At 53.0% G+C, this 25,577-nt stretch carries 21 protein-coding genes; 11 read left to right on the top strand and 10 right to left on the bottom strand.

The window, feature by feature from the left end; all coding sequences use genetic code 11:
- Positions 1 to 55 precede the first annotated feature (55 nt).
- From ACXYMU_RS15490 to ACXYMU_RS15470, 5 genes are all read left to right on the top strand, one after another.
- Positions 56 to 580: a GNAT family N-acetyltransferase gene (locus ACXYMU_RS15490; RefSeq protein WP_458987323.1), complete on the top strand. Its 525-nt coding sequence runs from the start codon at positions 56 to 58 to the stop codon at positions 578 to 580.
- Positions 581 to 733: 153 nt separating this feature from the next.
- Positions 734 to 1,390: a dioxygenase family protein gene (locus tag ACXYMU_RS15485; protein ID WP_458987322.1), complete on the top strand. Its 657-nt coding sequence runs from the start codon at positions 734 to 736 to the stop codon at positions 1,388 to 1,390.
- Between the two features lie 254 nt (positions 1,391 to 1,644).
- A complete protein-coding gene (locus ACXYMU_RS15480) occupies positions 1,645 to 2,115 on the top strand; it encodes an SRPBCC family protein (RefSeq protein ID WP_458987321.1) in 471 nt (156 codons plus the stop codon).
- A 326-nt stretch (positions 2,116 to 2,441) separates the two neighbouring features.
- Positions 2,442 to 2,939: a cupin domain-containing protein gene (locus tag ACXYMU_RS15475; protein WP_458987320.1), complete on the top strand. Its 498-nt coding sequence runs from the start codon at positions 2,442 to 2,444 to the stop codon at positions 2,937 to 2,939.
- 602 nt (positions 2,940 to 3,541) lie between these two features.
- Entirely contained in the window at positions 3,542 to 3,952 is a 411-nt protein-coding gene (locus ACXYMU_RS15470; RefSeq protein ID WP_458987319.1) for a VOC family protein, read from the top strand.
- A gap of 30 nt (positions 3,953 to 3,982) precedes the next feature.
- On the opposite strand, the gene ACXYMU_RS15465 is transcribed toward ACXYMU_RS15470, so the two are convergent.
- Positions 3,983 to 4,324, bottom strand: a complete 342-nt coding sequence (locus ACXYMU_RS15465; protein WP_458987318.1) for an MGMT family protein — start codon at positions 4,322 to 4,324, stop codon at positions 3,983 to 3,985.
- Positions 4,325 to 4,530: 206 nt separating this feature from the next.
- Between ACXYMU_RS15465 and ACXYMU_RS15460 the strand changes: the two genes are divergently transcribed.
- The 6 genes from ACXYMU_RS15460 (at position 4,531) to fbp (ending at position 14,995) form a co-directional block, all read left to right on the top strand.
- Positions 4,531 to 5,607: an efflux RND transporter periplasmic adaptor subunit gene (locus ACXYMU_RS15460; RefSeq protein WP_458987317.1), complete on the top strand. Its 1,077-nt coding sequence runs from the start codon at positions 4,531 to 4,533 to the stop codon at positions 5,605 to 5,607.
- A 125-nt stretch (positions 5,608 to 5,732) separates the two neighbouring features.
- Positions 5,733 to 8,873 carry an efflux RND transporter permease subunit gene (locus ACXYMU_RS15455; RefSeq protein WP_458987316.1) on the top strand — a complete coding sequence of 1,047 codons (3,141 nt, stop codon included), beginning with the start codon at positions 5,733 to 5,735 and terminating at the stop codon, positions 8,871 to 8,873.
- Between the two features lie 44 nt (positions 8,874 to 8,917).
- Positions 8,918 to 10,255, top strand: coding sequence for a TolC family protein (locus ACXYMU_RS15450; protein ID WP_458987315.1), 1,338 nt, complete (start codon positions 8,918 to 8,920; stop codon positions 10,253 to 10,255).
- A 192-nt stretch (positions 10,256 to 10,447) separates the two neighbouring features.
- Positions 10,448 to 11,728: an MgtC/SapB family protein gene (locus ACXYMU_RS15445; RefSeq protein ID WP_458987314.1), complete on the top strand. Its 1,281-nt coding sequence runs from the start codon at positions 10,448 to 10,450 to the stop codon at positions 11,726 to 11,728.
- Positions 11,729 to 12,143: 415 nt separating this feature from the next.
- Complete coding sequence (locus ACXYMU_RS15440; RefSeq protein ID WP_458987313.1) at positions 12,144 to 13,790, top strand: UxaA family hydrolase; 1,647 nt, start codon at positions 12,144 to 12,146, stop codon at positions 13,788 to 13,790.
- A 197-nt stretch (positions 13,791 to 13,987) separates the two neighbouring features.
- Positions 13,988 to 14,995: a class 1 fructose-bisphosphatase gene (gene fbp, locus ACXYMU_RS15435; protein WP_458987312.1), complete on the top strand. Its 1,008-nt coding sequence runs from the start codon at positions 13,988 to 13,990 to the stop codon at positions 14,993 to 14,995.
- Between the two features lie 206 nt (positions 14,996 to 15,201).
- Here the strand turns inward: fbp and ACXYMU_RS15430 are convergent, their stop codons facing one another.
- The 9 genes from ACXYMU_RS15430 to ACXYMU_RS15390 all read right to left on the bottom strand — a co-directional run bounded on the left by ACXYMU_RS15430 (position 15,202) and on the right by ACXYMU_RS15390 (position 25,435).
- Entirely contained in the window at positions 15,202 to 15,927 is a 726-nt protein-coding gene (locus tag ACXYMU_RS15430; protein WP_458987311.1) for a hypothetical protein, read from the bottom strand.
- Positions 15,928 to 16,146: 219 nt separating this feature from the next.
- Entirely contained in the window at positions 16,147 to 17,127 is a 981-nt protein-coding gene (locus tag ACXYMU_RS15425; RefSeq protein WP_458987310.1) for a pectinesterase family protein, read from the bottom strand.
- A 41-nt stretch (positions 17,128 to 17,168) separates the two neighbouring features.
- Complete coding sequence (locus ACXYMU_RS15420) at positions 17,169 to 17,567, bottom strand: VOC family protein (protein WP_458987309.1); 399 nt, start codon at positions 17,565 to 17,567, stop codon at positions 17,169 to 17,171.
- Between the two features lie 65 nt (positions 17,568 to 17,632).
- Entirely contained in the window at positions 17,633 to 18,841 is a 1,209-nt protein-coding gene (locus tag ACXYMU_RS15415) for a dienelactone hydrolase family protein (protein ID WP_458987308.1), read from the bottom strand.
- A gap of 108 nt (positions 18,842 to 18,949) precedes the next feature.
- Positions 18,950 to 19,765, bottom strand: a complete 816-nt coding sequence (locus tag ACXYMU_RS15410) for a rhamnogalacturonan acetylesterase (RefSeq protein WP_458987307.1) — start codon at positions 19,763 to 19,765, stop codon at positions 18,950 to 18,952.
- An 18-nt stretch (positions 19,766 to 19,783) separates the two neighbouring features.
- A complete protein-coding gene (locus ACXYMU_RS15405) occupies positions 19,784 to 20,557 on the bottom strand; it encodes a rhamnogalacturonan acetylesterase (RefSeq protein ID WP_458987306.1) in 774 nt (257 codons plus the stop codon).
- 1 nt (position 20,558) lies between these two features.
- Positions 20,559 to 21,713: a pectate lyase gene (gene pelA, locus ACXYMU_RS15400; protein ID WP_458987305.1), complete on the bottom strand. Its 1,155-nt coding sequence runs from the start codon at positions 21,711 to 21,713 to the stop codon at positions 20,559 to 20,561.
- Positions 21,714 to 22,054: 341 nt separating this feature from the next.
- Positions 22,055 to 23,812 carry a glycoside hydrolase family 28 protein gene (locus ACXYMU_RS15395; RefSeq protein WP_458987304.1) on the bottom strand — a complete coding sequence of 586 codons (1,758 nt, stop codon included), beginning with the start codon at positions 23,810 to 23,812 and terminating at the stop codon, positions 22,055 to 22,057.
- A 12-nt stretch (positions 23,813 to 23,824) separates the two neighbouring features.
- Positions 23,825 to 25,435: a glycoside hydrolase family 43 protein gene (locus tag ACXYMU_RS15390; protein ID WP_458987397.1), complete on the bottom strand. Its 1,611-nt coding sequence runs from the start codon at positions 25,433 to 25,435 to the stop codon at positions 23,825 to 23,827.
- Positions 25,436 to 25,577 lie beyond the last annotated feature (142 nt).

The following is a 25,577-nucleotide window of genomic DNA, read 5'->3' as shown; positions in this document are numbered from 1 at the left end:
TCGCTTTGATGGAATTGAAGAAATTGCCTGGCTAATAAAAGCACCCACTAAAAAAATGACACAACAAGAGCTGACAATAAGAGAAGCCCGCCCCGATGAATTCCAGCAGATAGGCGAATTGATGGTTAACGTATATGCACAGCTGGAAGGCTTTCCAAAGCCAGACGATCAGCCCAATTACTACAAACTGCTGGCCAATATCGGAAGCCTGACCGAGAACCCGGTTACCCATTTGCTGGTTGCTGTTTCACCGGAAGGCAGTATAACGGGCGCGGTGGTATACATCGGCGACATGCAGTATTATGGCTCTGGCGGTACTGCCACACAGGAGAAAAACGCAGCCGGATTTAGATTATTAGCAGTAGACCCCGATACAAGAGGAAATGGTGTAGGCAAGTTGCTGATCAACGAATGTATTCGACGTGCCCAAGCAGATAATCAATCCCAACTGATCATCCACTCTACCAAAGCCATGCAAATTGCCTGGGGCATGTATGAGAAAATTGGCTTTACCCGCTCCGAAGACCTTGATTTTATGCAAGAATCCTTGCCTGTATACGGGTTCCGACGCATGCTTTAATCCCTTCTTAGCACTAAATCAAAATTGAAATGATACTTAAAAACGCTGCCCGAGGTAAGGGCAGCGTTTTTAGTTTTAGCTCCTGCCCTACTTGTTGTCGAAGTACACCTCTACCGTATAAAGACTTGACAGACATTCTAACCAGCGGCGCGTATGAATCCAGCATTCTATATTCTTATCAACCTGCTTCTGCTCTCTGGGTGCGGGCAAGGAACTGCTGACCACAGCATGGGCCGGGCACCGGATGTGCAGACCGTACGGGATACCTGCGACAACGCAGACGCCAACATCGACTGCTTTTTCAGGGATGCACCCAAAGTCCTGACAAATAAAATGGTGATCACCAATAGGCCGGAGGATGGAGAAAAGCTTATACTGCGTGGCACCCTGTATAAAGCGGACGGGAAAACGCCTTACCCGGACGTGCTCCTGTATGCATACCACACCGATGCCACCGGGTATTACTCGAAAACCGGAAACGAGATAGGTGTTCAGAAATGGCATGGGCGCATGCATGGCTGGTGCAAAACAGATAAGCAGGGGCAGTACGAAATCTATACCATCCGCCCGGCCCGCTACCCCGATAACTCCATGCCAGCCCACATACACCCCACCATCAAAGAACCGAAAACCGCACAGGCCTACTACATATCCGACTTCGTGTTTGAAGACGACAGCCTGGTGAACGCACAGTACCTGAAGTCCATCGCTGGCTTAACCGGAGGCACAGGCGTGGTCTCGCTGAAGCGGCAACCAGATAGCACCTGGGCAGGAAACCGGGACATTGTTTTGAAGAGGTTAGCCGAATAAAACCGCGCTGCCCATAGTTTGTGTGGATGGTATTTTGTGAGGCTTTTCCTAAGCTGTTTCAAGTCCTGCTCCAAACAATTAACCTGTCAACTATGGGTCCGATTGCGGCGAGAACCTCGATCATTCGCAATCATCTCTGCTTAGGCTATTACTAATCCTTACCAAACACCATTTACAGATTGAGACTATTTGTATATACTGCTATATTTGGCCATAATCCCTGAACAAAAGGCAACTCTATACATCGGAAAAACATGAACGAAACAAACAACTTTGCCATCGCTCAAATGATGATACGAAAGCCCGTTAGCGAGGTATTTGAGGCTATCACAAACCCAGGGGTCACAACCAAGTTTTGGTTTACGCACAGTACCGGCAAGCTAGCAGAAGGTAAAGAGGTTGAATGGACCTGGGAGATGTATCATGTAACAGTTCCGGTTTCGGTTAAAACCATCGTCCCGAACGAGCGCATCGTAATTGAGTGGGGGAACAAAGCGCAGCAATCCACTGTAGAGTTCGCCTTTAAAGCCCTGTCAGAAGCCAAAACTTATCTGACCATCAAGAACTACGATTTCAAAAGTACCGGCGATGATCTGCTAAGTGCGGTGATTGACTCAACCGGAGGGTTCGCGCTGTTTATAGCTGCCCTGAAAGCCTACTTAGAGCACAACATCCAGCTGAACCTGGTAGCTGATAAATTCCCGAAGGAGTTAAAGGAGGCTTAAGTAGCGATACTTTTAGCAACAACATACTAGTTCAAAGACAGCGAGAATTAAGATTCCAGCAAAACGATTATCAATCAACATTGCACCTATCATTTCATCTATACTGTCATTTCGACCAGCGGGAGAAATCTGAAATCATACAGGTTTATGAAATACTCCAGATTTCTCCCGCTGGTCGAAATGACAATCTCCTCTCATGCCCAATACCCTGATTTACAGCTCAAAAATCATCCAAAGCGCTTCTGTTTATCGTTTAAAATCTAAGGTTCTGTGGTTTCGCCATACCTCCACAAGCTATATTCTCATACCCACTTAGATTGTTCGCTATGAAAAAAACGGAAGATTCAGAGGCAGGTGCGGCCGAGCCACAAAAAGAAGCGGTGCTGTGGTTAGGCGAGTTAGCCATTATCCATACCTCGGGCCAGCAAACCAACGGAAGCTATACTATGATAGAGCTCTTCGCAACCAAAGAGGGCAGCCCACCCTGGCATGTACACCACCGCGAAGACGAAAGCTTTTATGTGCTGGAAGGTGCCTTCACGTTTTATGTGGGTGAGAAAGTGATCAAGGCAAAAGCAGGCGATTTTCTGTTTGCCCCCAAAGATATCCCCCATACCTATACCGTAGATTCTCCGGGCCATGCACGCGTGCTGATGACCTGCTCCCCCGCTGGTTTCGAAGACATGGTGCGCGCCATGAGCACGCCAGCTACCACCCTCATACCTCCCCCACCCGAAACAGCCGATACCGACTTTGAGAGAATAATAAACCTAGCCAGCGATTACGGAGTGGAGTTCATTGACCGCCCGATGCCGTCGGCGTGAGTATATCAGGTTCTACGAGTTGATCATAAATAGCACCTAGGCTTAATTAGATTTTGAAACGACCTTCGTTTATCCTACTATATTTGGTAGGATAAACGAAGGTCCTTACGTTTATCCTCTAGTTATAGCGTATTAAATAAATGAAACAAATAAGGATACTTGCATTAACATTTATAATCTTAAGTTATGTAAGCTTGACTCTAATGCTGGTATTTGATAATGAGTTACAAGACATTGATTTTCCAACTATATTCGTATTATGGGGATTTGGACTGATAAATGTGATATTGAACGCCATATATGTAGAAAAATTAAGATTGGCGAATTGGGTTTTGCTCTTGTTAGTGATTAGTGGACTAACTTGGGCATTTCCACCATTGCTATTCACGTTTTTTGGAATCCCCTTCTTGTTAATCTACTTAATCGTTGGCATTTATGTGCACCTTCAGAAAGTCTTAAAATAATTTCCTGAAATTTTAATGAACAAAACGTGCTACAACCACACCCATAAGCCAGCTACGCCGCCTTGTGGCCAAGTCCGTTACCCCCTATGAAGTTATTTACCACCCTATTCACTCAACTTCTAACTTCTAATCACTACAATGGCACAGCACAAACACCCTATGAAAATCGCGATGGTGAGCGTATTTGTAAAAGACCCGGTTAAGGCTTTCAAGTTTTATACAGAAGTTTTGGGCTTTGAAGAAGTCATGTATGCGCCTGAGCACTATTTGGCCATCGTTAAATCTCCGCTTGACCGTGATGGAGTGACCTTGCTGTTAGAGCCTACTGAGCCCGGTGGAATAGAAGTGGCAAAAGTATACAAGCAGAAGCTATATGAACTAGGCATCCCGGTGATATCTTTCAGCGCAGATGACATCCATAAAACCGCCGAAGTACTGAAGGCAAAAGGAGTGAAATTCAAGAAAGACCCAGCGAAGACTGCCTATGGGTATGAGGCTGTTTTTGACGATGACAATGGCAACTACATTCAGCTGCTCCAACTCAATTAAGCGCAAGCGGCAGTTGTTGTGCCGCATCACTTACAACAGCTCCTTCCCCGGGTCCCAGAACAACTTCCTGAACTCCACCACCTGGTTATCTATTACCTGAACCCCTTCCTGCTCCAGGCGTTCCTGCATGGCATTGGGGGCGTCAAAATGCTGGCTGCCGGTTAGCATGCCTACCCTGTTCACCACCCGGTGTGCCGGAATCTGGGTAAAGGGGTGCGAGGCGATTAGGGCCCAACCCACCATGCGTGCCGAGCCTTTTGCCCCCAGGTAACTGGCAATGGCACCGTACGATGTCACCCGACCCGCCGGGATCAGTTTCACCACCTCGTAAACCTCTTCAAAAAAATTGCGCTTTGTCGCCTTTTCAGTCATTTCAAAATAAAGTTGGATGCACTTTAAACCTTGTAGAAAGCTTTCTGTCTAAACAATGCACCTGTTTGCAGATATTCGGCTTCTTGCCTTGTAAGATACCTTATAATGGGTGTAATTTTAATGCTGCAATCGATTTCGCCCGATCAGTAAAAAAATATCTGATTTTGGCATTGTATTGATCAAGCCAACCCTGTGTTTAAACATACATGAACAAAACTGTTAAAATCGTCCTTTTTCTGGTAGCCGCTGCCGCTGTCCTGTACCTGATCATGAACAAGTTCTCGTCCGGGGACGAAGCCGCGGGAGCCGCGACAGGCGGTGGTCCGATGGCGCAAAAGGTAGCCGTAGATGTATACATAGTCGCTCCATCAGCCTTCCAAAACCAGATCTCGTCTACGGGCACCATCCTCCCTAACGAGGAAGTAGAACTTCGCAGTGAGGTCGCCGGCAAAGTAACCGACATCAAATTTACGGAAGGCAGCCGTGTGCGCAAAGGCCAGCTGCTGCTCACCGTGAACGCCCAGGAAATGCAGGCGCAGTTGCAGAAGCTGCAATCAAACCAGAAACTGTACCGCGACATGGAGCAGCGCCAGCGCACGCTGCTTGAGAAAGATTATATCAGCCGCCAGGAGTACGACCAGGTGAGTAACCAACTGGCCACCGCCACCGCCGACATCCAGGCATTGAAGGCATCCCTCGCCAAAGCATACATCCGGGCACCTTTTGATGGCGTGATCGGTTTGCGCCAGGTAAGCGAAGGCAGCTACGTCTCGGCCAATACCCCCATCGCTCAGATCGTGGACATCAGCCCCGTGAAAGTGGAGTTCGCCATACCGGGCCGCTACAGCCAGATGGTGAAAAAAGGCGACAAGATCACCTTTACTTCGGAGGGCAACCCAACCCAGTATGATGCCACCATTTACGCCACCCAGCCCATGATAGACGCCGCTACCCGCACCATGCTGGTACGCGCGCTTTACGACAACAAAAACGAGGAGGTAAAGCCCGGCGCTTTTGTGAAGGTGAACCTTGGCCTGAAAGAGGTGGAACAAGCTATACTGATCCCTACGGAGTCGATTATACCGGAGGCTACGGGCCACAAGGTTTTCCTGGCGAAGGGCGGCAAGGCCGTGCCGAAGATGATCAAGATCGGGCAGCGCTCCGAAACCATGATCCAGGTGCTGGAAGGCCTGGCTCCCGGCGACACCATTATCCAGTCTGGGGTGCTACAGGCACGCCCCGGCGCAGACCTGACTATCCGGAAAGTAAAGGACGGCAAATAAGCCGCTCCCCTCGCTTCGACGACCTTGGGCAGCAACCGCCTGAGGCCTACTTAACAAACTGAACGCCTGGCTGTTCTTTCAAAAGATTCAGCGTATACCTAAGACACTGCTTATCAATTCAATTTATGGCAAGTTTATCATCCATAAGCATTAAACGCCCGGTACTGGCCATCGTGATGAGCATCACGATCATCGTGTTCGGTATCATCGGCATTTCTTTCCTGGGGGTGCGCGAGTACCCCAGCGTAGACCCTCCTATCGTGAACGTATCCACGAGCTATACCGGGGCCAACGCCGAGACCATCGAGTCGGAGATCACCGAGCCGCTCGAGGAATCCATCAACGGTATCGCCGGTATCCGCACGCTGACTTCCTCCAGCCGCGAGGGGTCCAGCAACATTACCGTGGAGTTTAAGCTGGGCATCGACATGGAGGCCGCCGCCAACGACGTGCGCGACCGCGTGGCACGCGCCCAACGCAGACTCCCCGACAACGCTGACCCGCCTACTGTTTCCAAAGCCGATGCGGACGCCAACCCGATTATCTTTGTGGGTATAAAAAGTGCTACCCGCTCCCTGCTCGACCTCTCGGCCATTGCCCAGGATGTATTTAAGGAGCGCCTGCAAACCATACCGGGTGTAAGTTCCGTGGATATCTGGGGCGAGAAACGCTACTCCATGCGCTTGTGGCTGGACCCTGATAAACTGGCTGCGCAGCGCATTACGCCTGTAGAGGTACAAACTGCCCTGGCCCGCCAGAACTTAGAACTGCCTTCGGGCCGCATTGAGGGCGCCACCACCGAGCTTTCGGTGCGCACCATGGGCCGTATCTCAAGCGCCGAAGAATTCAATAACCTGATCATCAAAGAAGATGCAAACCGCCTGATCCGCTTTGGCGATATTGGCTACGCTGAACTAGCCCCGGAAAACGAAAAATCCATTCTGCGCCGCGATGGTATACCCATGGTGGGCGTCGTGTTGATTCCGCAGCCAGGCTCTAACCAGGTCGAGATTGCCGATGAGTTTTACGTGCGTCTCGGCCAGATTAAGCAAGACCTCCCAGAGGACATTGAGACCGTTATCGGCTTCGACAACACAGAGTATATCAAGGCCTCTATCTCGGAGGTAAAAGAGACCATTTTCGTGGCTTTCGGGCTGGTGGTGGTCATCATCTTCCTGTTCCTCCGCGACTGGCGCTCCACGCTTATCCCGGTAGTAGCCATACCTGTTTCGCTGATCGGGGCCTTCTTTATCATGTACCTGATGGATTTCTCCATTAACGTGCTGACGCTGCTGGGCATCGTGCTGGCCATTGGTCTGGTAGTGGATGACGCCATCGTCATGCTGGAGAACATCTACGCCCGGATCGAGAATGGGCAGCAACCGATGAAGGCCGCCAAGAAAGGCTCCGAAGAAATCTATTTCGCGATCATCTCCACTACTGTGGCCCTGGCAGCGGTGTTTATGCCCGTGATCTTCCTGGATGGTATAACCGGCCGCCTGTTCCGTGAATTCGGTATCGTGGTGGCAGGCTCCGTGATCATCTCCTCGTTTGTGTCCCTGACGCTAACACCGATGATGTGCTCGCGCATGCTCAAGCACCGCGAACGCCCGAACTGGTTCTACCGCAAAACAGAGCCTTTCTTCGCCTCTCTCACTAACGGCTACCGCAGCAGCCTGGAGGGCTTCATGAAAGTGCGTTGGGTAGCTTTCGTGATCGTAATTGGCGCGGCAGGGCTGATCTACCTGTTCATGAAAACGCTACCGGCAGAGCTGGCCCCCGACGAGGACCGCAACGGTCTGCGCGTAAGCGTGACGGGCCCGGAAGGGGCGTCTTATGAGTTTATGGATGAGTACATGAGCGAACTCACCCAGATCGTGAACGACTCCATACCTGGCATTGACAACCTCGTAGCCATGACCTCACCGGGTTTTGGGGGCGGCGGTTCCAACTCAGGATTCCTGCGCGTAAAGTTGGTGGATGCCGACAAACGCAGCATGTCTCAGCTGGAGATCGTGGAAAAAATATCAGACCTCTCCAACCAACTCACAGGCGCCCGGGCCTTTGCCTCCGGCGACAAAGGCCTGGGTGGCGGACGTGGTTCGGGCCAGCCCATACAGTTTGTGGTGCAGTCGCCGGATGGCTCTAAGCTGCGCGATATCATCCCACAAATCATGGATGAGGCGCGGCAGGACCCTACCTTCGGCTTTGTAGACGTGAACCTGAAATTCAACAAACCTGAACTGCGCGTAGAGATTAACCGCGAGAAGGCACAGGCCATGGGCGTGAGCGTGCGCGATGTGGCCCAGACCCTGCAAGCCGGCTTGAGCGGGCAGCGTTTCGGGTACTTTATCAAAGACGGTAAGCAGTACCAGGTAATCGGGCAGGTTGCCCGCGAGAACCGCTCTGCCCCTATCGACCTGCGCAGTCTTTACGTGAAAAGCAGCACGGGGCAGCTGATTCAGCTGGATAACCTGATTGACCTGAGCGAAGAAAGCGCCTCGCCGCAGCTATACCGGTATAACCGCTTTGCCGCAGCCACCTTCAGTGCCTCGCTGGCCAAAGGCAAAACCATCAGCGATGGTCTGGCCGCCATGGACGCCATTGCCGATAAGGTATTGGACGAGTCTTTCCAAAGAACCCTGGCTGGTCAGTCGCGCGACTTCTCCGAAAGCTCCGGCAGCCTGTTGTTTGCCTTCCTGCTGGCCCTTGGCCTGATCTACCTGGCGCTATCCGCCCAGTTCGAGAGTTTCCGCGATCCGTTCATCATTATGTTTACGGTGCCGCTTGCCCTCGGAGGAGCCCTGATCAGCATCTGGTACTTCGACCAAACCCTGAACATCTTCAGCCAGATTGGTATGATCATGCTCGTGGGTCTGGTAACGAAAAACGGTATCCTGCTGGTGGAATTTGCCAATCAGCGCAAGGAGGCTGGCTTGAATAAACTGGAGGCCGCCACCGATGCCGCTGTGCAGCGTTTCCGCCCGATCCTGATGACGTCGATGTCTACCATACTCGGTACCCTGCCAATTGCCTTGGCGCTCGGTGCCGGTTCCGAAAGCCGCGTGTCGATGGGTATAGCCGTGGTGGGAGGCCTTATCTTCTCAACTGGCCTGACGCTATACGTGATTCCGGCCGTGTACTCCTACTTCTCGTCTGCCGAGGCCAACGTGGCCCGCATGGCCGATACAGAAGACATGGACGACGATGTGCACGAACAGCCTAAAAGAGCTACGCCGGCACCAGAACCAGCTTTCAGTAAATAATCAAACAGCAACCTCTGTTCTAAACCAGATTGGAAATACGATTAATGTCACCGATAAAATTAGCGGCACTACTATTCAGTGTGGCGGTGCTGCTTTTACCATCCTCCTCGTTCGCCCAGGAGCAGCTTACTCTCCAGGAGGCCATCCGCATCGGCCTGCAGCAGAACTACGACATCCGGATTGCTGACAAGCAAGAGGACATTGCCAGCAACAATGTGACGTATGGCAATGCCGGCTTTCTGCCGCGCGTGGATGCCCGGGCTGCCAAGCAGTTCAACGAGAACAACTCGAAGCAGGAATTCCTTTCCAGGCCTTCTGTGAGCCGCACCGGGGCCAGCTCACAGAACATAAACACCAGCGTGAACCTGAACTGGACTATTTTTGACGGCATGGCCATGTTCATCAACTACGACCGGCTGCAGGCGCTGGAGCAATCCGGCAAGCTGCTCACGCGCCAGACAGTGGAGAATACGGTTGCCGATATTTCCGATGCCTATTATGCCGTGGTTAGGCAAGAGCGCAGGATCAAGGCGATACAGGATGCCATCGCGATTTCTGAACAGCGCGTGGAACTGGCCAGGGCGCAGTACGAGGTAGGTATGAGTGCGAAAGTGGAGATTCTCCGCGCGCAGGTGGACTATAATACCGATCGCTCTGACTTGCTGCGGCAGGAGGAAGCCTTGCAAAACGCTAAGATCACCCTGAACCAGCTTTTAGGCCGTGACCCCAATATCAACTTTATCGCCTCAGATGCCATTGTAATAGACCAGTCGCTGAGCTATAGCCAGGTGGACAATGGGTTGCTTGCGGCTAATCCCCTGCTGCAGCGTCTGGAACTGAACCGCGAAATTGCCAACCTCGACATCAAGGCAGTGCGTGCCAGCCGCTTTCCGGTGGTTGGCTTTAGCAGTGCCTATAACTTCGCGCGCTCCCAGGCCGAGCCCCTAAACGATTTCCAACCCCAGTTTAACCGGAGCAACGGGTATAACTATGGCTTTACGGTAAGTCTGCCGATCTTTAACGGGTTTAATACGAACCGCCTGGCCCAAAACGCACGCATCAACCTGGAGACTAGCACCCTGCAACTGCAGCAGGAGCAGAACCGCCTGCAGGCAGAGTTAGCAAAAGCCTACAGCCAATACGCCAACCGGCTGAAGTTGCTGGAACTGGAGGAATCGAACGTTACGCTGGCACAGCAAAACGCCGAGATTGCCTTGGAGCGTTATCGGCTGGGCCTGCTCACAGCCATAGAGTTGCGTGAGGCGCAGCGCAACCAACTGCTGGCAGAAAACCGCCTGATCGACATCCGGTATGAAGCCAAAACAGCGGAAACGGAGCTGAAAAGGATAAGCGGAAGCCTGTTGCAGACGGCACCATTGTAGGGTATAAGGCAATTTTTTTGAAGGCAGGAAGCAATACGCACCCCTAAACTAAGCCCTGATTCACAAGTAACTAACATGTTATAGCGTGAAACCTCAGGAAGTTGAGCAACAATATGCATGTATAAAGGTATAGCCATAGCTATACCTTTTATCGTTTAGGGCAGTATACAAAGCCAAAGCATCAACTAACCTATGGAGCTTGAACTTTTCCTGACGCTGGGCATCTCGCTAGGGCTTGGCCTTTTGGTCGGGTTGCAACGCCAGCACGACCAGTCCGAACTGGCCGGCATACGCACTTTCCCCATCATCACCCTTTTCGGCACCATTTCGGGGTTGCTGGCCCTTGAGTATAGCGGATGGCTGTTAGCCACCGGCTTCCTGAGCATAGCGGCCCTTACCATTGTCGCTAATTTCCTAAAAAGCAAGTCCCCTCCTATTAACGTGGGCCTGACAACGGAAGTGTCGGCTTTGCTGATGTATGCGGTGGGTGCTTACCTGGTGATGGGCAACCAGACGGTAGCCATTGCCGTGGGTGCCACCGTGGCAGTGCTGCTGCAACTAAAGGAGCCGCTGCATCGCCTGGTCTCTAAAATCGGCGAGAAGGACCTGCTGGCCATCATGCAGTTTTTGGTCATCTCGCTGGTTATCCTGCCTGTCCTTCCTAACGAAACTTACGGACCTTACGAGGTGCTCATTCCGCATAACATCTGGCTGATGGTGGTGCTGATCGTGGGGATCGGCCTGTTGGGTTACTTTGCCTATAAACTGTTCGGCCAGAAGGCGGGCACCATTCTCGGCGGGATACTGGGCGGCCTGATCAGCAGCACAGCCACCACAGTGACTTACGCTAAGCGTACCAAGGGTTCCGGCACCAGCACTACCCTGGCGGCGGTTGTGATATTCATTGCTTCGGCTGTCTCCGTTTTCCGGGTCATCACCGAGGTGTCCGTCGTCGCGCCGGCAACCATCCCCACCGTTGTGCCTCCGCTGGCAGCGGTTTTTGTGCTGATGCTGGTCATTGGCGCGGTCGCATTCTTTTTCAAGAAGAAAGGGCACGACAGCATCCCGGAGCAGCATAACCCGGCGCAACTCAAGACGGCCCTCGTGTTTGGGTTCATCTATGCGGTAGTAGTGCTGGCGACAGCTTTTGCAAAGGACAAATTTGGCCAGGAAGGTTTGTTCCTGGTAGCTGTCATCTCCGGCCTCACCGATGTGGATGCCATCACGCTGTCTACCTCCCGGTTAATGAACACCGGAGCCGTGGAGTACAGCAATGGATGGAAAGTGATTTTGGTGGCAGCCCTGTCGAACCTGGTTTTTAAGGGAGGTATCGTGGGCGTGTTGGGCAGCAGGCCAGTGTTCGGGAAAGTGGCGGTGCTGTTTGGGCTGGTGCTGGCAGGCGGACTGCTGGTGCTCTGGCTCTGGCCCGAAGACCTGCAACTCTTCCAAAGCTTGCTGACTGAAGACGCTTAAAAAGGTATAAATGCAAAGAGACTCTCCTAACTAAAGCAGAGTCTCTTCACAAACCAATTCCAACAAACTTAAAAAAACCAATAACACATCTTTATACGGTTTTCTATATATATTGGTTTTAATAAATCATGCATTTCTGACCGAGATAACCCAAGTATGGGAAATACCTCATAGCTTCACTACCGCGGTCAGAGAATTTATTTTAAAAATACACAGACGCACTTCTCTATCCAGACACTCATACTCAGGAAGTTAAGCTGCGATGTGTTTTTTAAGCGTTATACCCGGAGGAAGTATTCGTATGCCACCAAAATATCCTGCTTACAGAAAAATTGCTCAGAAATTATTGCCTTTTTTAAGTTAAATTATGTTAATTGCCTAAGAGCAATCGATTGCACAGATCATTCTATATCCTATGCTGCAGAAAATCTTAAAAATACATCCTGACGATAACGTATTGGTGGCCCTCACCGACTTACAAGCCGGCGATACCGTCACTTACCAAGGCACCACTGTGACGCTCGCTGAAAACATACCCGCGAAGCACAAGTTCACACAGCAGGAACTACTCCCTGAGCAGGAGATTATTATGTATGGCTCGCTGGTTGGCAAAGCCGTCAGCGTCATTCCCCCAGGCGTTAGAATCTCCACCGAAAACGTAAAGCACAAGGCAGCTGCCTTCACCGGCAAGACCAAAGCGACCGGCTGGCAAGTGCCGGAGGTGGCAAAGTGGCAGGACAAGACTTTCAACGGCTACCACCGACCTGACGGGCAGGTGGGCACCGGGAATTACTGGCTGGTGATCCCGCTGGTCTTCTGCGAGAACCGGAACGTCAACATCATCAAACAGGCATTTACAGAGGCTTTGGGATTTGGCCGCCAGGATGTATACAAGACCTATGTGCAGCAGATGGTGCATTTATACCAGGCGGGCAACACTGCCGCGGTGGCTGAACTGCCGCTTCAGCAGCACCAGCCCAACGGGCATGAGCGGATATTCAAGAACATCGACGGCATCAAGTTTCTGACCCATGAGGGTGGCTGCGGGGGCATCCGGCAGGACTCTGACGCCCTGTGCGCCCTGCTGGCAGGCTACATCCACAATCCTAACGTGGCGGGTGCCACCGTGCTGAGCCTGGGCTGCCAGAACGCACAGGCAGGCATATTGGAAGAGCGGCTTAAAGCGCTGGACCCTATGCTGCGAAAGCCGGTGATTGTGCTGGAGCAGCAGAAAGAAGGAACAGAGCATGAGCTTTTATCAAAGGCCATGAAGCAGACTTTCCTGGCCCTGGTGGAAGCCGACAAACAGCAACGGCAGCCTGCACCACTGAGCAAGCTGGTGATCGGGTTGGAGTGCGGCGGCTCCGACGGCTTTTCGGGCATATCGGCTAACCCGGCAGTGGGTCATGCCTCAGATTTGATCGTGGCGCTGGGTGGCAAGTCGATGCTGTCGGAGTTTCCGGAGCTGTGCGGCGTGGAGCAGGAGCTGATTAACCGCTGCGTGGACGACAGGACCGCGGACCGCTTTGTGCAGCTGATGCGGGCTTACGCCTATGCGGCAGAGGCCGTGGGTTCGGGCTTCGACATGAACCCTAGCCCGGGCAACATCAAAGATGGCCTGATTACGGATGCCATCAAATCGGCGGGGGCCGCTAAAAAGGGCGGTACTTCCCCTGTGGTGGATGTGCTGGACTACGGCGAGTACGCCACCAAACCGGGCCTGAACCTCCTCTGCACCCCCGGCAACGACGTGGAGAGCACGACGGCCATGGCAGGTGCGGGCGCTAACATCATCTTGTTCACTACGGGCTTGGGCACACCTACTGGAAACCCTATCACGCCGGTCATCAAGGTGTCGTCCAACACCAAGCTGGCGCAACGCATGCCCGACATCATCGACATAGACACAGGCCCCGTAATTGCCGGAGAGAAGAACATCGAGGAAATGGGTGCCGCCATACTGGATTTCATTATAGAAGTGGCCAGCGGAAACGTGCAGACAAAGGCCATGCAGTTGGGGCAGGACGACTTTATACCTTGGAAAAGGGGCATTTCGCTTTAAAATTTCATAGAAAAAGCAGCTTTTTTCACGTATGAAAGTACAGGAGTTAACGTAAGCGTGAGCAATTACTTACCGAAATTTGAGGAGGATAGGCGATCTCTCCTAAAATGCTTACTTTTAACCTCTATGCAACCTAACCCCCGCAAAGCTGGAAGCTTTTGTGGAATACCACTTTTTAACACTCAAACTTCTTTATTATGGACGATAAACTGGCATTACCTGTAGGCACAACCCTCGACAGGTTTATTATGCGCAAGCAAGAGGAATTTCCGTACGCAACGGGTGAACTCTCGCAGTTACTCCGCGACATTGCCCTGGCTACCAAGATTGTGAACCGCGAGATAAACCGGGCAGGGCTGATTGGCGTGACGGGCACCTTCGGGCAGCAGAATGTGCAGGGCGAAGACCAGCAAAAGCTGGATGTGATCGCCAACATTCGCTTCATCCGTGCTTTGCGCAACGGTGGCGAGGTATGCACCATCATCTCGGAAGAGGAAGACGACGTGATCCAGACGGGCAACGCCAAGGGCAAGTACATTGTGGCAATGGATCCGCTGGACGGTTCTTCCAACATTGACGTAAACGTGGCCATCGGAACGATTTTCTCTATCTACAGAAGAATCTCTGAGGTTGACGGCGACGGCACGCTGGAGGACTGCCTGCAAAGCGGCGCGAAGCAGGTGGCTGCCGGCTACATTATCTACGGGTCATCAACCATGCTGGTGTATACCACCGGCTGCGGCGTAAACGGCTTTACCTATGAGCCATCGTTGGGTGAGTTTTTCCTCTCGCACCCGATGATCAAAACGCCTCAGGACGGTAACATCTATTCCTGCAACGAAGGAAACATCAACAGTTTTCCGGAGGGCGTGAAGGCTTACATCAATTATTGCAAAGAGCAAAGCTACTCAGGCCGCTACATTGGCTCGCTGGTGGCAGACTTCCACCGCAACTTGCTGAAAGGCGGGGTGTACCTTTACCCTCCTACTGCTAAGTCGCCGAACGGAAAGCTGCGCCTGGTGTATGAGTGCAATGCCCTGGCCATGATCATTGAGCAGGCGGGCGGCAAGGCCACTGATGGCTCCGAACGCATCCTGGACAAAACGCCTACCACCCTGCACCAACGCTGCCCACTGGTGATCGGCTCGCCGGATATGGTGGACAAAGTAGAAGAGTTTATGGCCGCCGAAATGGCAACCGCTTAAACAGGTCATTCATTAATAAAACGGCAAAGGCCAGCGCTGCTTAGAGTAACGCTGGCCTTTGCCGTTTTGCTAAAATAAGTTCAACCGGCTTTATAAGCGTTGACGGACCAAGTGATGATTAAATACAGTTGCATTTATCTTTACGATGCTGCACGGCAAGATAATCGTACTTGTCTCGGTTGTCGGCATAGAAAAAGCTCAGTCCGTTATTGTTTAGATACATCAACACTTACAACGGTTTGCCAATTCTCGATCACCTGGTCGTAAAACGGTTCCTCATCCCCTCCGCCCTTCCAGATCACATACAAAATTTTGTCTCCACGGGGATAACTTCTGGCAGTCTGTAGTAACGCTGTTGAGATACCTGTTAATACTTTGTCTAAATTAAAGGTGAAGGTGACGTTGTAATTGTCGGCAGGGTCGATTGTTATATCCGTAACCTGAAGATTGGCTTCGAAGGGAAAGGAGCTTCCTACCATCACACTATCTTTTCTTCCCTTGACGTCCGTAAATGTCCCCTTGAGGTTGAACGCCATTTCAGATTTTTGTGATTTTCGGGCAAACAGTTTCACCTTCACATCTTTGTAAGAACCTGTAGGCAACTGGATGATTCCTGCCAAGGCATCTGCTTTAAAAATGTCAATGTTCTTTTCAACCACAATCGTGGTATCCAGCAGGTTATCGCTTTCGCCTACAAACGCTATTTTTTCAACATAAATAGACGCGGAAGACCACTCAACAGCAACCGTGCCCGTGGGGTTATCAGTTTGTGCGGCCATTCGCTTCACCCCGGCACCCGAGGCTTTTGCGAAATATGTCATATTTCCGTAGCTGTCAGCCTCTGGCTCAATAAAGTCATCTTTTTTACAGGCCGTGAGGGTCGCTAATGCCAGCAACACAGCAAGGAAATGTTTATAGTAAATCTGTCTCATAGGAGGTGGAATAAATAACATTCGTTAAATATATAATAAACCATAAATATAACGAAGTTCTTTTTGGGTTACGGCCTGGTGAGATACAAAGTAACCCCGCTACTCCGGAGGTATGCAGTGCCCCGGATAAAGCGTGCCTGTGCAAGCTCCCAGTCAGCATACTCAGTCCTTTATGACATAGCAAATACGATAGAAAACGGGAGACTGAACCTGGTAAGCCTATGGTTGCAGTGGCTTCCAGTCAGAGAAGATGCGCTCTAAGGTATACTGCTTCGCTTCTTTTGCAGTAAGCTGTTTTGCCCACAAAACACGTTCGTTGGGATTGGCTCCGGCACCTGTAGAGTGGTATTCTGCATAGGTCACCGTTCGCTCATTTTCAGGGTTTCGCCAGTTGTCCCAGCCTACTGGCCGTATGTGCGGGCCCATCTCGGTATCCAGGAAAACGGTTTTGGCATAGGGTCGCCAGGGCCTGCCCAGATACACTTTTTCAGCTTCGGGGCCAGCCAGCAGTTTACAGTTGATGAACACGTAGCCATAGGGTTGCCGGGGAGTGGTGGCAGCCGCCGTGATGTAGGAGTCTTTAAGGCTGTTGATGGTACAGCGCAGGAACACTACCGTGGCCTCCCCAAAAATAAAGTCTGTAGTGCCCTCGATGTAGCAATCCTGGTAAAGCTGCCTGCTGTTTGCGGTGGCCGTGAACAAGGTGTCCTGGTGGCCAAGCAGGCGGCAGTTCTTCACAATCGCCCTGTCCCCTTCCACATGCAACGCCACGGCCTGGCCCACTGGCCCGGCTGCGTTCTCGATGGTCAGGTTCTCTGCCCGGAAATCGTTGCCCTGCACCAGTACCGTATAGGAGGTATACGTGCTGAACTTGTCATTCCCGGTAAGGTCGGTGCCGGGGTATGGCTTGCCAGAGAAGTCGGCATTGGTGATGATGGTACCCTCCTGGCTCTCGCCCAATAGGTAGATGTTGGTTTTCCAGGACGGTATAACAAGCTTCTCGTGGTACACCCCGTTTTGGATATGGATCGTTACCTGCTGCTGCGACAGATCCCGCACAGCATTCACCGCTTCCTGTATCGTTTTGAAATCGGCGCTCCCGTCTTGAGCCACCGTAAAGGAGCTCGGGTATACCTTTGGCTGGGCCACCACCTGCACAGTGGCCAGCAACAGAATCAGTAAAAGAGGCAACTTTCTCATGCAGCGTTTGTCTTCAGTTGAAGTATGTCGGAGAATGGGTGCTATACCTCGGCAGGCAGTAGCATGGGTGTTCCCCGCTTGCACAATTGCAGTGCTAACCCCCAGGGGTCACGGAGCATCACGAGGTGCGATCCATCTGCCAGCTGCTGATCAGACACCTCCCTGGCACCGGCCTGTACCAGCCGCGCCTTGTCTTCCCCTGGGTTGCGGGACACAAATGCCAGATGCACCAGCAGCGGATTCATCTCGCGGTACGGTGGCACTTCGTTAGCAGGGTTGCGGTAGACCTCAACCATAATCCGGCCGCTGTCATCAGCCAGGAAAGTAGTGTAAGGGGCGTCCGCCATTTGCCGGACTACCTTCAGCCCGAGGTGCGCTACATACCAGGCTGCCATCGCCAAAGGGTCCTCTACGTTCAGGGCAAAGTGTTCTAATTTCATGTGGGAGGGGTTAAGTGTCAAATGCTTTGGAAGGTTCAATGCTTTCTTGTTGTCCTGTGTGTACCTTACTTCAGCCATTTGTCCAGCCAGCTAAAAGCATCTTCCTGCATCGGGATGGTCATGGAGTGGGGCACGTCGTAATAGTTTGCCTTGAACTTCCCGGCCGCGTTCATTTTAGTGTAAATGCGCGCCAGCTTTTGCTCCGCCGCCTGCATGCCCGCCAAACTAAAGAGCTTGTCCTGCTTGCAGTTCAGCACCAGTAAAGGGCGCGGGGCATTGAGAGAAGCCACATCAGGCAAATCTAAGAACGCCGACTGCCGGGGCACATACATCATCCAGGTATGGTGCGCATGTTGCTGCAACATCTGCTGGTAGGTGGTGGAAAAGGCCGCCACCACACCCACTTTTATTCGGGGGTCGAGGCCGAACAGGTACGTGCTGCGCAAGCCGCCGAGCGAAAGCCCGATGCAACCGATCTTTTCCGGGTTCACCTCCGGGCGCGAAAGCAGGAAGTCAACCGCGGCCCGATCGTTTTGCGCAATCATACCCAGCCAGGTAGTGCCCGCAGTCAGGATCGTCTTGTTCATGGCCACCTCGTTCGGCCCTGCCACTTGCTTGTTGTATACCTTGATGCGCTCACTTGCATCAGCCTCCGCTGCTTTTTCGGCATACCCCCTCGCATCTACCAGCAGTGCAGGGTCTAGCTTCTGAGACCCGAAATAGGGCGCATCCGGCGACAGCACGACATACCCGCGCTTTGCCAGCTCGTCGGCGTAGTATCTGCCGCCGTATAGGTTCTGCACATAGTCTACCAGTATATCAGGCTGATTGTCGGTATACGTATGCTTCTCCTTCCCGAAAAAGTAAAACCCGCCATGGTCGTGGAGGGCGATGACGGCAGGTGCTTGTTTTTGGAGATGGTCTGGAACGAGTAGAAATGCCTCTGTCTGTTGCAGAGCATTTACACGATAGCGCACCAGGTATTGGGTATAGCCGTCGCGCTTCGTGGTGCGCAGTATTTCTGAGTTTAGCGGTGCCGGCTCAGGGTGGAAAGCCAGTAACTCCTCGAGCTTTGCGCTGCCGTTTTTCCGCCACTTCTCCGTGTCCTTCCAGTCTTTTGCCAGGTAAGACAAACTTGCTTGGTGCGCACCGGAGTATGCATCGAGCAAAGGGTAGAAGTTACCTATATCAGAAGTTACCCGTTGGGCTGATGCAGCAGTATAGCTCCAGCAAAGTAATAGAGTGATAGCAACGAGGCGGTGTTTTATGCGCATAATCAATCTTAAAATAACGGCTTTCTGCTGCTGCTTCCTGACACCTCCACCACGCCTTAGGCAAGGGAGAGGAAATCAGTGGCAACGCGTAGATACTATTTTCAACCCTTATCTCTTAGCCGAAACCTCTGCAGGCTTCAGGCTTTTCATTCCATCAAACACCAACTGCGCCACTGCTTTGGCACCTTCCGGCTGAAAATGGGTGTTATCCTGCTGCCCCTCGGGGTAGGCTTCATACTTGCCGGCAGGCAGGTTCATGAAATAGTTGTTGGTCACATGCTCCTGGCCTTTAGCAGTGAAAGCGTCAATAGAGCGCTGCGTCAGGTCGATGATCGGCACGTGAAGCTCTTTTGCCACATCCTTCACAGCCTGCGGGTATTCGCCGTGCACATTGCTGAGTTTGCCGTCTTTCCAGGGATAGTTGCGGTTAACTGGAGTGAGCAAAACAGGCAGGGCACCTTTCTCACGCGTCTGTTTCACATACAGGCGCAGGTACTCTTTGTAGGCTGCCACGTTTGTATAACGCTCTGGCTTGTTCTCAGCGGCATCGTTGTGGCCAAACTGCATCATCACTATATCACCTTTCCGGAGGGCATTGTATACCTCAGTCCAGCGGCCTTCCTCAAAAAAGGTGCGGGTGCTGCGGCCACCCCTTGCTTTGTCGGCTACTACCACACTGTCGCTTTTCACGATGTTACGGATCTGTGAAAGGCTATCGGAGCTCATAAAAGCCAGAAACACCTGCCCCCAGCCTGCAACCGGATAGCGTGTGGACTTATAATCTTTGTCGTCATAGTCTCCTGTGTAGTCAGCCACGGTGGAGTCCCCGATCAAGAAGATCGTAACGGGTCTTTTTTTGGAAGGCCCGAAAGCAACAAAGGCAACGCCCAACACCAGAAGTAAACATCCGATATACTTTTTCATGGTTTCTTTTTTGATCGACTACTTTTTTAATTGCTTCGCTAACTCGGGCACCGCTGTTTGCAGTTCTTCTGCCACCAGGTCGCTTACCCTGAACGCACCGTAAGCAGACAAGTGCGTGTCATCTGTCCGGCCTTCGGGCAGCGAGGCGTACTCGCCCGGTGCCAGGTGCAGATAGAGCGCTTTCGACTTCTCCTCGCCATACTGCGCCACCAGCTCCTGCGTCCGTTTCTCCAGATCCAGGAGCGGAACCTTGTGCTTGGCAGCCACGGCTTTCACCACTTCCGGGTACTTGCCATGGGTGTCTGCCAGTTGCCCGTTCTCGAATTTGCGGCGCACAATGGGCGTGGCCAGTATAGGTATAGCGCCCTTCGCCCGCGTTTCAGCAACGTAGCGCTCCAGGTTCTGCCGGTAGTCTGTTTCGGGCGCAGCATAGCGGGCGGGGTCCTGGTCTTTCTGATCGTTGTGGCCAAATTCGATGATGACGAAGTCGCCTTTGCGCAGCTTTTCCAGCACGGCATCCCAGCGTCCCTCGTCGCGGAAGCTTTTGGTGCTGCGCCCGTTCACGGCGTGGTTCTCCACTTTAAGCCCTTCCCGCAGGTAAAGCGGGAACACCTGCCCCCAGCCTTTCTCGGGATTCCCGTTGGCATAAGGCTTGTTTGCCATCGTCGAGTCGCCGACGAGGAAAAGGGTCGGTGCCTTTTTCTGGATATGGCCCGCCAGCGGGAATACCAGCAGCGCGAGCAGCGCCCAGCGCGTAAGGGCGCCCTTAAAAACGTTTCTCTTCGTCATCATACTATCGTTCATCTGTTATACCATATTGCTGCTTCCAGTGTGGATAGGCTTCGCTGAGCAGCTTCTCGGGGAAAGAAATATACCAACTATAGCCTGCTCTTCGCTCCTGCTCTATCTCCGCCAAGGTATGGCGCACAATGCCGTCGCGGCCAGAAAACATGGGTTTGCCTGTCTCAATGTCGTAGAACCGCGCCAGGAGCGGTGGTGCCGATGTGTCGTGTACCACGACAACATCACGCGATGCGGGGTGAGCCGGGTCACCGGTACGCTGCAACCTGACGCCGGTAATCTTCGCCTGATCCAGCCAGGATACCGCTCCCTCTACAGCCTGCGCTACCCGCGGGCCGGGCTTTTCGATTTCCATCAGGTACTTGAGAATCCCGATGCTTTCGCCACCACTAATGGAGGGCAGTTCGTAGGCGCGGGCCTTTTGAGGTGCCAGTGTGATGTGGTCGTGCTGCGCGCACCAGGCGGTTAACTTCCCATCCACCCTTATCTGCGTTTTCAGGATCACATCAAGGCCTTTTTCGATGGCTTTGGCAGCCCTGTCCCGGCGTGCAGCATCAACAAAAACATAGGGGCTGTTTTGGTTCGCTACCTCACGCAGCAGTTCCATCACGCCTATCATCGCACCATCGTTAAACGTGATGTACTCGTAATAGCCTTTCCGGATTGGGTAGAACTGTGGCCAGCCGCCATTCTCATACTGTGCCTCCAGCAGGTAATCCACTCCCCGTAGAAAGCTGTCTTTATACCTCTCCTCACCGGTAGTGTCATACACGTTGGCCAGGTATTCCAGCTGCGTGTAGGTGGCCCCGTTGTCGATGGTGGAAACCGAGCCTTTTTCGGCAGGGGATTGCAGTTGCGTCTTTTCAGCTTCCGTCAGGACAATGGCCATGTCCGTGTTTTTGTCCCAGCCACCGTTGCTGTGCTGATACAGGAGGAGGTTGTCGGCGATGCGGCTTGCTTCAGCGCTGGCATACCACGCTTTGTTTTGGGCCAGCAACGCACTCCCCCATTTAACAGGGGCCGCTGCAGGTAATGTCGTTTCATCTGGGGTTGCAACAGCGCTGGAACGTTGGATTGTGGGGGCACAGCCGGAAGCTAACACGCAGCCAAAGCAAAACACTACTGACGAAACACAGCGTCGGCTCAACGTACATAGTGCGGTTGTTACAAAACGCCTCGGTCTGCTTTCCTTTGTGCTGTTCATGAGCTTATTATCAATCTTCGGTCAAATTGCGGGATACAAAAAGTAGCTGGATTTCATCCTGATTTACCTGCTCCAAGCGAGGCTTGTCCGGGGAAAATCATAAGACCAGGTCCATTGGTGCAGGCTTATACTTATGCTAACAATAGGGAGGTATAACTCTCCTTTATAAGATGCGCTTCGAGGAGGTATGGGTTTACAGATAGCCCTACCTCCTCAATGCTTGCGTTTCTTAACCAATCACACCTTGCAGGCACTATGGCGCCAGGCAGCACATGCGGCTGCTTTTACTGCTCCAGTGTAAGCGCAGTGTTGCGCAGGTCCTTGCCCCTGGATACCTGCTGTGTCGCATTTTTGAAGTCCTTGCGCTCCAGCTTCACGTTCTGCGTCAGGGGGCCCAACACTTTCACGACGGGCCCCTTTGTTTCGTCAAAAGTCAGCCCCTTCACCTGGATGTTCTTGCTGTTGTAGATGGTGAGCGCAGGGCCGCTTTCGGTGATCACTCTCACATTCTGGAGCGTTATACCATCCGCATCCACCGCCGTGATTCCCTTTTTCGCCTTGAGCACCGAGTTTTGGATGTTCACGTTCTTCAGGTTCATTTCCGGCAAGCCCTGCAAGGCGATGGCCTGCTCTGCGCCAGCCACCCGGATGTTGCGCATGTAGATGTCCTTGAACGAAGGCGTTTCTTCGGTAACCGGAACAGCCTTCTCGACCCTGGCCTCTGTTTCAGCGCTTTGGTCTTCTTCCAGCACCGGCGAGTTGCCCCCGTAGAACAGGTTAAAGCTGATCGCCTGGGTTGGGATGTCCTTCATGTCGATGTTGGAGATGTAGATGTTTTCCACCACGCCGCCTCTGCCGCGCGTGCTCTTGAAGCGCAGGCCTATGTCGGTGCCCATGAAGATGCAGTTAGACACGTGCACGTTTTTCACGCCACCCGACATTTCGCTGCCCACCACAAAACCGCCGTGGCCGTGATATACCGTATTGTTTTTCACGATCACATTTTCAGTGGCCATACCTCTCTTGCGGCCGTCTTCGTCTTTGCCCGACTTGATGCATATGGCATCGTCGCCTACATCGAAGGTATTATTGTAGATCACAGCGTTTTTGCAGGACTCCAGGTCCAGGCCGTCACCGTTCTGTGAATACCAGGGGTTGCGCACACGCAGGTTCCGGATCGTCACGTCCTCGCTCATGAGCGGGTGCAAGTTCCAAGCCGGTGAGTTCTGGAAGGTCGGGCCGTCAAGCAGCACTTTCCTGCAATTGATCAGGCTCACCATCACAGGACGCATAAAGTCTTTCACCGACTCAAACTGCTCTTTGCGGTCGAAGTCCGGCACGTTGAAATTGCCGGCTGTGTCTCCCTGCTTCGAGCTTTCCGAAGGGTACCATACCTTGCTATCGTCGCTCAGCACGCCACCTGATTGCACCAGCGTCTTCCACTGCGCGTCTGTCATCTTGCTTTTCTTTACCGGCCGCCAGGCATCGCCTGCGCCGTCAAACGTACCCGGGCCGGTAATAGCCACGTTCTCCAGGCCGCGGCCCGAGATGGGCGACTGGCAGCGATAGGTATCCAATCCCTCAAAGCTGGTCTGTACCAGCGGGTAATCATCGAAGTCCTGGCTGAAGACCACCATAGCCCCGTCTTCGGCATGCAGGTTGATGTTGCTCCTGAGCACAATCGGCCCGGTTAGCCACATCCCGCGCGAGATGATCACCTTGCCACCACCCTTGGCCGCCACAGCGGCAATCGCACTTTCGAAGGCCTGCGTGTTCTTGACCAGTCCGTCTCCTACCGCGCCAAAGTCCGTCACATTCACGCTGTAATTCTGGAAGGTGGGCTCCTGCACACGAGGCATGTCAAACTCGATGCCTTCATAGATATCAGCAGTAGCAGGGAGCATGTTGTTGCTTGTGGTGCGCGCGCTGGTAGCTGTAGCCGCAGAAGTGGCAGGCTGCTGGTGTTGGCAGGATACCTGCAAGGTGCCGGCAAGGCCAATTAGCAGCAGCAAACGGTTCAGTTTTATCTTTGTGGTCTTCATATCTTAATTTACTTATTTTTTGCTTTGGAATGAGGTTGACTTGGTTGGCGTGATCCGGAACCAGTCGTAGTCGGCGTAACCGGCATCGTTTATCTTGTCTTGCCGCGTAGCGAAAATCCCTACCTTGGCACCGATCCAGCGGCCCGGCACAGCCGTGAAGGTATGGCCCGCAGGTTTAAAGTCGCTGCCGTTCTCGCTGTAGCTGAACTGGCACCCGGCCACCTTGTCCACGGTCACCCGGAAGTACACCTCGTTGCCCTTCAGTTTGCCGAGCAGCGCCTCTTTTTCAGGGGTGCCTTTGTGTGCGCCATTTACGGAGGTATAGGCCACGTACAGTCCGTCTTTTCTGCTGACCAGCGAGAGAGCGGCATAGTCCTCGCCCATCACCAGCAGGCCGGTGCGCTCGTTCTGCAGCTTCTCGTTTGGCGTGAAGGTGAGCTTGGTGGTGGCGGTGAAGGTCTCGGCCGGGAACTTCTGCAACAGCAGGTTTGGCACATCCCACAGGTTCTTGTAGTGCTCCGGCACCTGGTCGGTGTAGAGGCGCAGCTTTCCTTTGCTAGCCATCGGGAATGCCCACGTTGCCTTTGGGTTCGCGTGCCACTGCCATTGCAGCCCTAGTCGGTTTGATTCAAACTCATCCGACTCGGCGGGTGTAGCCACAGGGTGTGATTTGCCTGCGTTTGGCTTCTGATGGGTTAGCACGGGCTGGCCTTTGCCATCGCCGTCTTTGTCCTCGCCAATCACGGGCCAGCCGTTTTTCCAGGCCATTGGCTGCAGGTGCACCACCCGGCCATAGGCTTCTATGTCCTGGAAGTGCAGGAACCAGTGCTCGCCTGTCGGGGTATCCACCCAGGCCCCTTGGTGCGGACCGTTTATCGGTGTGTCGCCTTGGTCCATCACGATCTTCTCCTCATAAGGGCCATACACGTTTTTGGAGCGCAGCACCAACTGCCACCCTGTAGACACGCCGCCCGCCGGCGCGAAGATGTAATAATAGCCATCGCGCTTATAGAACTTCGGGCCTTCCACAGTTGGGTGGTTCTCGTGGCCATCAAACACAATGGCACCTGCATCCAGCACCTTCGTGCCTTCGGGGTTCATCTTGTTCACGGCCAGCACGCTTTTTATACCTGCCCGGCTACCGGCATAGGCATGCACCAAATAGGCCTTGCCATCCTCATCCCATAGCGGACAAGCATCGATCAGGCCTTTGCCCTCCATCACCAGCACCGGGGCCTCCCAGGCACCTGCCGGGTCTTTGGTTTTCACCATGTATACCCCGAAGTCCGGGTCTCCCCAGTAGATGTAGAACTCCCCGTTGTGGTACCGGATGGAAGGGGCCCATACCCCGTTGCCGTGTTGCGGCGCGGCAAAGTGCGCCGCCGGAATGTTTTTGTCTAAGGCATACCCCACCAGCTGCCAGTTCACCAGGTCCCTGGAGTGGAGAATCTGCAAACCCGGTACCGCATTGAAACTGGAGGACGTCATGTAGTAGTCATCGCCTACGCGGCACACGTCCGGATCGGAGTAGTCGGCGTGCAGGACGGGGTTTTTATAGGTACCGTCTCCCTGGTCGGCCACCCATACCCCGGAAACGGCTGGGGCTGTTGCGGAGGCGGCCATACCCGTTGTGGTTTTGCCCTGTGTCAGCCCTGATGAGCAGGAGTAGCCCCAGCAGGAAAGCGACAGGCAGGCATAGAACAATAAGCGGTGGTGCATCATGGTGAAGTATCTTGTGAGGTATGGAATCTTGTTATTACTGAGG

The sequence above is a fragment of the Pontibacter sp. CAU 1760 genome (assembly GCF_054482735.1).
This window is presented reverse-complemented; position numbering and strand designations above follow the sequence as displayed.

What these genes read in the sequence shown, in the direction of transcription:
- ACXYMU_RS15425 (WP_458987310.1), bottom strand. Translation starts at nt 17,127, where the DNA reads ATGAGAAAGTTGCCTCTTTTACTGATTCTGTTGCTGGCCACTGTGCAG.
- ACXYMU_RS15405 (WP_458987306.1), bottom strand. Translation starts at nt 20,557, where the DNA reads ATGATGACGAAGAGAAACGTTTTTAAGGGCGCCCTTACGCGCTGGGCG.
- ACXYMU_RS15440 (WP_458987313.1), top strand. Translation starts at nt 12,144, where the DNA reads ATGCTGCAGAAAATCTTAAAAATACATCCTGACGATAACGTATTGGTG.
- ACXYMU_RS15470 (WP_458987319.1), top strand. Translation starts at nt 3,542, where the DNA reads ATGGCACAGCACAAACACCCTATGAAAATCGCGATGGTGAGCGTATTT.
- ACXYMU_RS15445 (WP_458987314.1), top strand. Translation starts at nt 10,448, where the DNA reads ATGGAGCTTGAACTTTTCCTGACGCTGGGCATCTCGCTAGGGCTTGGC.
- ACXYMU_RS15390 (WP_458987397.1), bottom strand. Translation starts at nt 25,435, where the DNA reads ATGGCCGCCTCCGCAACAGCCCCAGCCGTTTCCGGGGTATGGGTGGCC.
- ACXYMU_RS15480 (WP_458987321.1), top strand. Translation starts at nt 1,645, where the DNA reads ATGAACGAAACAAACAACTTTGCCATCGCTCAAATGATGATACGAAAG.
- ACXYMU_RS15460 (WP_458987317.1), top strand. Translation starts at nt 4,531, where the DNA reads ATGAACAAAACTGTTAAAATCGTCCTTTTTCTGGTAGCCGCTGCCGCT.
- ACXYMU_RS15455 (WP_458987316.1), top strand. Translation starts at nt 5,733, where the DNA reads ATGGCAAGTTTATCATCCATAAGCATTAAACGCCCGGTACTGGCCATC.
- ACXYMU_RS15465 (WP_458987318.1), bottom strand. Translation starts at nt 4,324, where the DNA reads ATGACTGAAAAGGCGACAAAGCGCAATTTTTTTGAAGAGGTTTACGAG.
- ACXYMU_RS15450 (WP_458987315.1), top strand. Translation starts at nt 8,918, where the DNA reads ATGTCACCGATAAAATTAGCGGCACTACTATTCAGTGTGGCGGTGCTG.
- ACXYMU_RS15420 (WP_458987309.1), bottom strand. Translation starts at nt 17,567, where the DNA reads ATGAAATTAGAACACTTTGCCCTGAACGTAGAGGACCCTTTGGCGATG.
- ACXYMU_RS15475 (WP_458987320.1), top strand. Translation starts at nt 2,442, where the DNA reads ATGAAAAAAACGGAAGATTCAGAGGCAGGTGCGGCCGAGCCACAAAAA.
- ACXYMU_RS15485 (WP_458987322.1), top strand. Translation starts at nt 734, where the DNA reads ATGAATCCAGCATTCTATATTCTTATCAACCTGCTTCTGCTCTCTGGG.
- ACXYMU_RS15430 (WP_458987311.1), bottom strand. Translation starts at nt 15,927, where the DNA reads ATGAGACAGATTTACTATAAACATTTCCTTGCTGTGTTGCTGGCATTA.
- ACXYMU_RS15415 (WP_458987308.1), bottom strand. Translation starts at nt 18,841, where the DNA reads ATGCGCATAAAACACCGCCTCGTTGCTATCACTCTATTACTTTGCTGG.
- fbp (WP_458987312.1), top strand. Translation starts at nt 13,988, where the DNA reads ATGGACGATAAACTGGCATTACCTGTAGGCACAACCCTCGACAGGTTT.
- ACXYMU_RS15490 (WP_458987323.1), top strand. Translation starts at nt 56, where the DNA reads ATGACACAACAAGAGCTGACAATAAGAGAAGCCCGCCCCGATGAATTC.
- ACXYMU_RS15395 (WP_458987304.1), bottom strand. Translation starts at nt 23,812, where the DNA reads ATGAAGACCACAAAGATAAAACTGAACCGTTTGCTGCTGCTAATTGGC.
- ACXYMU_RS15410 (WP_458987307.1), bottom strand. Translation starts at nt 19,765, where the DNA reads ATGAAAAAGTATATCGGATGTTTACTTCTGGTGTTGGGCGTTGCCTTT.